This window comes from Prevotella sp. CAG:592, from assembly GCF_000436015.1.
In the GTDB taxonomy this organism is placed as follows: Bacteria; Bacteroidota; Bacteroidia; order Bacteroidales; family Bacteroidaceae; genus Prevotella; species Prevotella pectinovora.
Window position 1 is genome coordinate 19,014 of sequence record NZ_FR892522.1, and the last position, 8,279, is coordinate 27,292.

Consider the following 8,279-nt stretch of genomic DNA (forward strand, 5'->3'; position numbering starts at 1 on the left):
ACTTCATTCATTAGGGTGTCAACGTCAGTTTCTGAGCTTTATCACGCAGCGCTGTCCCTTCCTTATCTTCGAGCCAGCCGCTATACTCTGCTCATACACCTTTCCTCTGCCATAGATAGTCACCTTCAGACCTCTTGTCTCCGTGATGTACACGGCGTCGCGGGCTCCCATTCCTATCACGTCTGGCATCAGGTTCTTGGCATACGCCTTTCCCTTGGTCAGCGTCACCATCCTGTTGTTGCTCTCGGCCTTTCCCCATATCGGGTTTCCGTTTGCATAGCTGCCGTTCCATCCCTCGTTGGTCTTCACACCGAGATGTGCCAGCACATAGTCGGCGGCAAGCATGTTGCCGTTTTTCACTTCCGGCGTCAGCAGAGCGTCCGGTGTGCGTGCATCGGATGCGAGCAGCTTCAGGCTTTGAGCCATTATGCCCTCCGATATCTTGTGGAACACGGCACCACTCTGTCTTCCTCCCGATGCCGGCAGTCCCGGTTTCTGTATGCATACGATGCAGCTGTATCGTGGAGCGTCGGCAGGGAAATATCCGGCGAAGCTGACGAGATAGTTCATCGGTCCGCTCTTGTATCCCGACCGTCCTTTTGAAATCTGTGCAGTACCTGTCTTGCCGGCCACCTTGAACGATTCCGAACCGGCAGCTTTGCCCAGTCCTTGGCTCACCACGTGGTATAGGATTGTCTGCATTTCCTTGAGAGTCTTCTCCTTGCAGATCTTCTCCTTCACCACCACGGTGGGGAAATCCTTCACCACCTGTCCGTCTTTCACCACGCTCTTCACGAATCTCGGCGCCACCATCTTTCCGTTGTTTGCGATGGCGTTGTAGAAGGTCAGCGTGTATATCGGCGGCACCTGAGTCTCATATCCGATACTCATCCACGGCAGCGTGGTACCATACCAGTTGGTGTATTGCCCACGTTTGTTTTTCTTCGGCATGCGTATCTGCGCCTTTCCCGCTCCTTTGAACGGCAGGTTCAGCGGTGCTCCCATTCCGATGCGTCGTAGTCCCTCAACGAATTTCTCCGGGTTCTTGCCGTAGTATCTGTCGATAATCCGGCTCACTCCGATGTTGGAACTCACCTCCAGCGTGCGAGGCAGTGATATCGTCTGATAACCGCCTGATGACCAGTTGTGGTCTCTCATCTTCGCTCCGTACATGTCCCATACTCCGCCTCCGGTGTCCACCATATAAGTAGTGTCCACCACTCCGTCGTCGAGTGCCACCATTATCGATGCCGTCTTGAACACCGAACCCGGTTCGAGCAGGTCAGACACGGCGTTGTTCTTTATCTCGGCATAGTCGCCGCTTGCGAGTTTCGACATGTTCACCATTGCCTTGATGTCGCCGGTGCTCACCTCCATCACGATAGCCACTCCCACGTTGCCGTTGATTTCCTTCAGCTTCTCCAGGAGCGCCCTCTCGCAGAGGTCCTGCATTCCCACGTCGATTGTCGTTATGATGTCGCATCCGGCCACCGGCGGCACGATTATCTCAGGTATCGTCTTGTCGAACACCTTGCGTATGCGCTTCTTTCCCGGTGTGCCGCTCAGGTATTTGTTGAACGACTGTTCCAGTCCGCATTTCGGCTGCCCGTTCCATATCAGGTCACCGATTGTTCGGCTTGCGAGCGATCCGAAGGGCTTCTTCCTCGTCGTATGCTCCACTTCGTGGAATCCTCCTCTCAGTCTTGGCTCTCTGAACACCGGCAGCCGTTTCACCTCCGTCATCTCCTCGAAGGTGGCTTTCCTCTTTATTATTCTCCAGCTCTTGTTCTTCTTGTCGTATCCCTCCTGCAGCCTGTCGCGGAAATACTCCTCGCTTTTGTCAGGGAATATACGGTGCAGCCCGGCGCAGATTTTCGGGAAATCGGCTCTCCACATGGAGTCGCGCCACTCCTGACACACGCTGAAGTCTATTATAAGGTCATATTCCGGCAGTGTTCCGGACAGCAGCCTTCCGTCGCAGCTCAGTATGTTTCCGCGTTCGGCAGGTTCCGGCTTTTCCTTTACCTTTTTCTGTTCCGCCACTTTCATCCAGTATTCACGCTTCAGAGTGCCCACATAAACCACCTTTCCGATGATCAACAGGCAGATAAGCACGGCAATCCAGGCTATTATCCTGTATCTCTTCACCGATTTGGCCAAGTTTTGCTGTCTGTTTGTATTCATTGTTCCGCTACGTTTATAATATAAGGTGGCTGGTTAGGAATATGCAGCACGCTGTCTTTGCAGTTCTGCAGCATCTGCAGCACGTTGCTCTCGCGGCTTATCTTCGTCAGTTCGCTTGTTGTCGTCATCGCCCTGAACTTCGCTTCTTCCAGCTCCTTGTTGAGCTTTGAAATCTGTATTCTCTTCTGGTCGCAGCTGTATCTGTTTGACACATATACTATCATGAAGCCCACGATTATCACGATGAGCCATTTGTACTGCTTTATTATCTTTGCCTGCAGGAATTCGCCGCCGAGGATTTTTTTGAGCGAGAAGTTCGACGACATCGGCCGTTCGTCCTCTCTGGCAATCTCCTCCACAATGCGTTTCAGTTCCTTTCTTGCCTCTTGGCTTTCCAGGCTTTCGCCGGTAGCCTCCACGTCCGTCTTCCTCTTTTCCGTCGTGTCGGCGGATGTTGTCGTGTCGGCAGTGTCAGTCGTTGCGGCGTCGGTGTTGGCGTCGTGTTGGCTGGCGAGAGGTTCCGTCCGGTGCCCGTCCGTATCTGTCAGTGTCGGTGTCGTTCCCTCTTCGGCGTTTATGTCAGTATAGTCTTCTTTCATTTCTTTTGTTCGTCTCCACTATTTGTCGGCCGGTTCTCTTTTCTCTGCAATTCTCAGTTTTGCGCTTCTGCTTCGCGGGTTGACCTGCTGTTCTTCGTCGGATGGCACTATCACTTTGTTGTTGACGAGTCTGAACGGTGTCTCCACCCTTCCGAAGAAGTCCTGTGTCGTCTTGCCTTCAGCATTTCCCGTCTTCATGAAGTTCTTTACTATCCTGTCCTCCAGGCTGTGGTATGTTATCACCGACAGCCTGCCGCCCGGTTTCAGCAGTTCCGTGGCAGAGGCGAGCATCTCCTTCAGTGCCGTCATCTCGTGGTTCACCACGATGCGCAGCGCTTGGAACATCCTCGCCATGTCCTTCTTTCCCCTTTCCTTTGGAAACAGTGGCAGCGTGGCATCCATCAGGTCCTGTGTCGTCAGTATCGGCTTCTGCTCCCTCGCTTGGGCGATGGCTTTCGCTATGCGCCTTGAGTTCTTCAGTTCACCGTAGAGGTAGAACATGTCGGCGAGTTCCTCTTCCGACCTCTCGTTCACAAGGTCGGCGGCATTCTCTCCGCCCCTTTTGTTCATCCTCATGTCGAGCGGTGCGTCGAATCTGAATGAGAACCCTCTCGTCTCGTCGTCGAAATGGTGGCTCGACACCCCCAGGTCGGCAAGCAGTCCGTCGAGTCCTTCCACTCCGTAGTAGCGCATCCAGTTCTTGAGATATCTGAAGTTGCTCCTCACGAATGTGAAGTTGTCCTGCGGACTCACGTTCTTTTCCGCATCCGCATCCTGGTCGAAGCTGTACAGGTGTCCGCCACCGTCCAGCTCCTGCAGTATTCTGCGGCTGTGACCGCCACCGCCGAACGTCACGTCGACGTATGTCCCGTCATGTTTGATGTCAAGTCCGCCGACGCTCTCTTCGAGCAATACCGGCACGTGATATGTATCGATGATGGTAGCCATTGTTTTATTTAGTTTTTTCTTTAGTTTCCAGCAATATTGTCATTCACTTTCCCGTTGTCGGCATCCGCCGGCGAGGGGTCACCCATAATGCTCTCCAGAGCGGCGCCGAATTCGTCGGGCTCCATAAACGGGTCCGCGGTGTTTCCTTCGCTCCAGATCTCTATCGAGTCGCCCATGCCGATGAATTTCACCTGTCCGCTTATCGCAGCCATGTCGACGTATCTCTTTGGAATCAGGAATCTGCCGTTGCCGTCGAGCGATATCGCTTCCACGTCGCTCACGAACTGTCTGAAGATGCGCTGATGCTCCCTGTTCCAGCGGTTGAGCCTTGACCGAAGCTCGTCCATCTGCTCGTTCCATACGCTTTCCGGGTAGAGCACGAGGCATGGCTGGAACACGTCTTTGCGCAACACGAGGTTTTCCTCTCCGCCGGCTTGCAATACCTTGCGGAAAGTTGCGGGGAGGAACACACGTCCCTTCGCGTCGATCTTTGCCTCTATGTTACCTAAAAATCGCATACGTACATCTTAATGGGTTATTGGGCTTCAAAGTTACACATTTTCCCCCACACTCCGCCACTTTTCCCCACAATTTTCCTCTTTTCAGTATTTTTTTTGATTTCTCTTCATTGCTTGGTGTTTAATGAGAGCAGGTGGTGGGGTGGGTAGATGTGGCTTTTGGAACTAAATAAATTAATAAGAGTTCACAAATGAAGATATATTATTTAACATATCAGATGCCTTGTCCAATTGGGGTATGTCACAATATTCATATTCCGGTTTTAACCCAAATAAGTCATTTGGCCTTATTTGAATTTTGTTTTGATTTCTGCCATCCGGATTCAATTCATCAGATTCCTGTCGTCTGGCAGCTTCTCCTGTCTGCGAATCATCCGGATAACTCGCGGATAATCATCTGGCTGTTAACAATCTGGTTATCAGTAGTCTGTTTGTGTAGGTATTGCATTGAAAACAGATGGCCTGATGGTTTTGTGGCGATTGTTTTTTGCCAATATGGAATTTGGAGTAAAATGGAGTGAGATCTCCTCTGGCTGTTGATGGTCCGGACTAAATGCTTGAGGTCCCATCTGGTCATTAAGAATCAGTAATATGTATAACTTTTATACATATTTGTCAACTGTATGATTTAACAATTAAGCACCGTAAAGAGTTAAAATATTCTAATTCCAAAGCATTGTTTGTTTTCCCTTGCTGCAATGGTTGGGATTGGTGACGAGTCTTGTGTCCTGTCCGGTTTCAGTGCTGACGATTATGTTTCAGTATTTGTCTGGTATGTCCGGAAGGGTGGGGCATTGGCAATGTCGTGTCATGTTCCGTCCTTTCCCGATTGCCGTGCATGTGTGCGTCTCTATATATAATAGGTAATAGAAGAGCAAAACCGGTGTTTGGAATGAAGGTCAGGCAAACAATTCCCTCAGAATGGAGAGCGACTTCATTTCGCGGAAGTCAGCCACGTGCAGCCTGTAGTAGTCTGTTATAACGTCGAGACATCGGTTGCGGTCGGCGTGCGACATCTTGAAGAGTCGCATGTTGTCGTAGTTCATTCGCATCAGAGTCTGCATCTTGGTGGCGTCGTCGCCCGTGAGGAATCCCCTCTGCTGCGGTGCCCAGTCCACGAAACATCCGTTCTGCATGTCGAAGGCGCATCCCTCGCTGTAGTCCTCAAGGTTGGGAAAGAATCCCACAAACCTCGTCAGGCGCATCATGAACACAAGATGGAAGTTCGAAAAATCCTTTCTCGCTCCGTCGAGCCACTGCAGACTCTCAGATATGTAGTCGAAGAGAACCTCCGATTCCTTTTCTGACCGCGTGACGTTGGCAATGAATTCGGCGAGAAACATCGATATGGCGAGTTTGTAGGGGTCGAAGGGGATATTGGCGAATGCCACTGCCACATGAGCGTCTTTCACTGTGGCGAGTCGTCCCGGTGCCTTGCGGTCGAGAGTCAGTTCGAGAATCGACAGGGGTTGGAACAGTTGGCGGCGCCCGCGGCCCGCCTTCGACCGCCCTATGTTTAGCACGCACGACAGCCTGCCCTCCTCTCTGGAGAGCACGTCTACCATCATTTTCGAATCGTTGAACATGAAGGCGTGGAGCACTATGCAATTGATGTTGAAAGTCATATTTGTCGGCAAAATTATCAAAAAACCTCATTCGAAGGGCGTAAAATCCTTAAAAACAACAAGAAAAGCACGAATTTCAATATTTTTTCTTGAAAATATTTGTGTATATGATAAAGTTGACGTAACTTTGCACCGCAAAATCCGATTATGGTCCCTTCGTCTATCGGTTAGGACGAGAGATTTTCATTCTCTAAAGAGGAGTTCGACTCTCCTAGGGACTACAATAAAAAATAAAAAGATAATAACAAGATGGCAAATCACAAATCATCACTAAAAAGAATCCGCCAGGATAAGAAAAAGAATTTGCACAACAGATATTATGCAAAGACTATGCGTAATGCAGTTCGTAAACTGCGCGCTATGACAGACAAGGAAGAGGCTGTTAAGATGTACCCAAGCGTACAGAAGATTCTTGACAAGCTGGCTAAGACTAACCTTATCCACAAGAATAAGGCTGCTAACATCAAGTCAAGCTTGGCACAGCACATCAATAGCCTTGCCTAAGTCAAGAGTCGCACTATGGGGCGATGTAAAATGTTATTGAATCATACGGAATGCTGCAATCGGAAGATTGTGGCATTTCTGCGTTATGGCATATCGTTATGTTATGGCATATCGCCGTTTTGCATGCCGATGGTGGCGTGAGGATGATGCAGCGTTATGTGTATGAAAACAAAGGCCTGGCAGATGCGGAATCTGATGGCCAGTTTGGAAATAACCCCAATATGTCGAGGGTGAAGAGGAACGGCGACACTTTTTAAACCGAAAATTTCCCTATGTCAATAAAATTGACTATCTTTGCCCCTTGAAAAAATCAAGAAATCAACAATGTCAGACAATCAGATAAACGAGAACAACTATTCCGCCAGTAACATTCAGGTGCTGGAGGGTCTTGAGGCTGTGCGCAAGCGTCCGGCCATGTATATCGGCGATATCAGTGAGAAAGGTCTCCATCACCTCGTGAACGAGACCGTGGACAACTCCATCGACGAGGCGATGGCAGGCTATTGCACGCACATCGAGGTTACCATCAACGAGGACGAGTCTATCACGGTGCAGGACAACGGACGTGGTATTCCGGTGGACATGCATGAGAAACTCCACAAGTCGGCACTCGAAGTGGTAATGACGGTGCTCCACGCAGGAGGAAAGTTTGACAAGGGATCATACAAAGTCAGCGGAGGACTCCACGGAGTGGGTGTGAGTTGTGTGAACGCGCTCTCCACAAAGATGCTCTCGCAGGTGTTCCGCAACGGCAAGATCTATCAGCAGGAATACGAAAAGGGAAAGCCTCTCTATTCCGTGAAGGTAGTGGGAGAGACCGACCAGCAGGGAACACGTCAGCAGTTCTGGCCGGACCCAACCATATTTACCACCACCACGTATAAGTACGACATCATAGCCAAGCGAATGAGAGAGCTGGCATATCTGAATGCCGGCATCACCATAACGCTTACCGATATGCGTCCCGACGAGGAGGGAAAGACCCGTCAGGAGGTGTTCCATGCCAAGGAGGGACTGAAGGAGTTCGTGCGCTACGTCGACCGCCATCGCACCCACCTCTTCGATGATGTCATCTATCTGAAGACCGAGAAGCAGGGTATTCCAATCGAGGTGGCTATCATGTATAACACCGACTATAGCGAGAATATCCATTCATACGTAAACAATATCAACACCATAGAGGGAGGAACACACCTTGTGGGCTTCCGTATGGCACTCACCCGCACGCTGAAGAAATACGCCGACAGCGACCCGGTGATTTCAAAGCAGATAGAGAAGGCGAAGATAGAAATCGCTGGAGAGGACTTCCGCGAGGGACTCACCGCCGTAATCTCGATAAAGGTGGCAGAGCCGCAGTTTGAGGGACAGACAAAGACGAAGCTCGGAAACAACGAGGTTACCGGAGCCGTGCAGCAGGCCGTGTCGGAGGCGCTGACAAACTATCTGGAGGAGCATCCGAAAGAGGCGAAGCAGGTTTGCGAGAAGGTCATCCTTGCAGCTACGGCGCGTATCGCGGCACGCAAGGCACGTGAGAGCGTGCAGCGCAAGAACCCGATGACCGGAGGCGGACTGCCGGGAAAACTCGCCGACTGTTCCAATCGTGACCCGAAGGAGTGTGAGATATTCCTCGTCGAGGGAGACTCCGCCGGAGGTTCGGCAAAGCAGGGCCGCGACCGCTACACCCAGGCAATCCTGCCGCTCAGAGGTAAGATCCTGAACGTGGAGAAGGTGATGTGGCACAAGGTGTTCGAGAGCGAGTCGGTGATGAACATCATCCAGAGTATCGGCGTGCGCTTCGGAGTGGACGGCGAAGAAGACAAGGAGGCGAACACCGAAAAGCTGCGCTACGACAAGATCATCATCATGACCGATGCCGACGTCGATGGTTCACACATCGACAC

General features: G+C 51.0%; 8 protein-coding genes and 1 tRNA gene. 4 read left to right on the forward strand and 5 right to left on the reverse strand.

Features of this window, described 5'->3' with window-relative positions:
* Positions 1-24: 24 nt before the first annotated feature.
* The 5 genes from QVO99_RS02605 to recO all read right to left on the reverse strand — a co-directional run bounded on the left by QVO99_RS02605 (position 25) and on the right by recO (position 5,874).
* Positions 25-2,184 carry a penicillin-binding protein gene (locus QVO99_RS02605; protein WP_022316035.1) on the reverse strand — a complete coding sequence of 720 codons (2,160 nt, stop codon included), beginning with the start codon at positions 2,182-2,184 and terminating at the stop codon, positions 25-27.
* Positions 2,181-2,783 carry an FtsL-like putative cell division protein gene (locus QVO99_RS02610; RefSeq protein WP_022316036.1) on the reverse strand — a complete coding sequence of 201 codons (603 nt, stop codon included), beginning with the start codon at positions 2,781-2,783 and terminating at the stop codon, positions 2,181-2,183. The genes QVO99_RS02605 and QVO99_RS02610 overlap by 4 nt, the downstream gene beginning before the upstream one ends.
* An 18-nt stretch (positions 2,784-2,801) precedes the next feature.
* Positions 2,802-3,731, reverse strand: a complete 930-nt coding sequence (rsmH, locus tag QVO99_RS02615; RefSeq protein WP_022316037.1) for a 16S rRNA (cytosine(1402)-N(4))-methyltransferase RsmH — start codon at positions 3,729-3,731, stop codon at positions 2,802-2,804.
* Between the two features lie 20 nt (positions 3,732-3,751).
* Positions 3,752-4,249, reverse strand: coding sequence for a division/cell wall cluster transcriptional repressor MraZ (gene mraZ / locus QVO99_RS02620; protein WP_022316038.1), 498 nt, complete (start codon positions 4,247-4,249; stop codon positions 3,752-3,754).
* An 899-nt stretch (positions 4,250-5,148) separates the two neighbouring features.
* Complete coding sequence (gene recO / locus QVO99_RS02625; RefSeq protein ID WP_022316039.1) at positions 5,149-5,874, reverse strand: DNA repair protein RecO; 726 nt, start codon at positions 5,872-5,874, stop codon at positions 5,149-5,151.
* 149 nt (positions 5,875-6,023) lie between these two features.
* Between recO and QVO99_RS02630 the strand changes: the two genes are divergently transcribed.
* The 4 genes from QVO99_RS02630 to QVO99_RS02645 form a co-directional block, all read left to right on the forward strand.
* Positions 6,024-6,095, forward strand: a tRNA-Glu gene (locus QVO99_RS02630).
* A gap of 28 nt (positions 6,096-6,123) precedes the next feature.
* Positions 6,124-6,378, forward strand: coding sequence for a 30S ribosomal protein S20 (gene rpsT, locus QVO99_RS02635; RefSeq protein ID WP_022316040.1), 255 nt, complete (start codon positions 6,124-6,126; stop codon positions 6,376-6,378).
* Positions 6,379-6,476: 98 nt separating this feature from the next.
* Positions 6,477-6,635 carry a hypothetical protein gene (locus QVO99_RS02640; RefSeq protein ID WP_156132463.1) on the forward strand — a complete coding sequence of 53 codons (159 nt, stop codon included), beginning with the start codon at positions 6,477-6,479 and terminating at the stop codon, positions 6,633-6,635.
* 67 nt (positions 6,636-6,702) lie between these two features.
* Positions 6,703-8,279: DNA gyrase subunit B (locus tag QVO99_RS02645; RefSeq protein ID WP_288176889.1), on the forward strand; the 1,577-nt coding region annotated here is incomplete at its 3' end.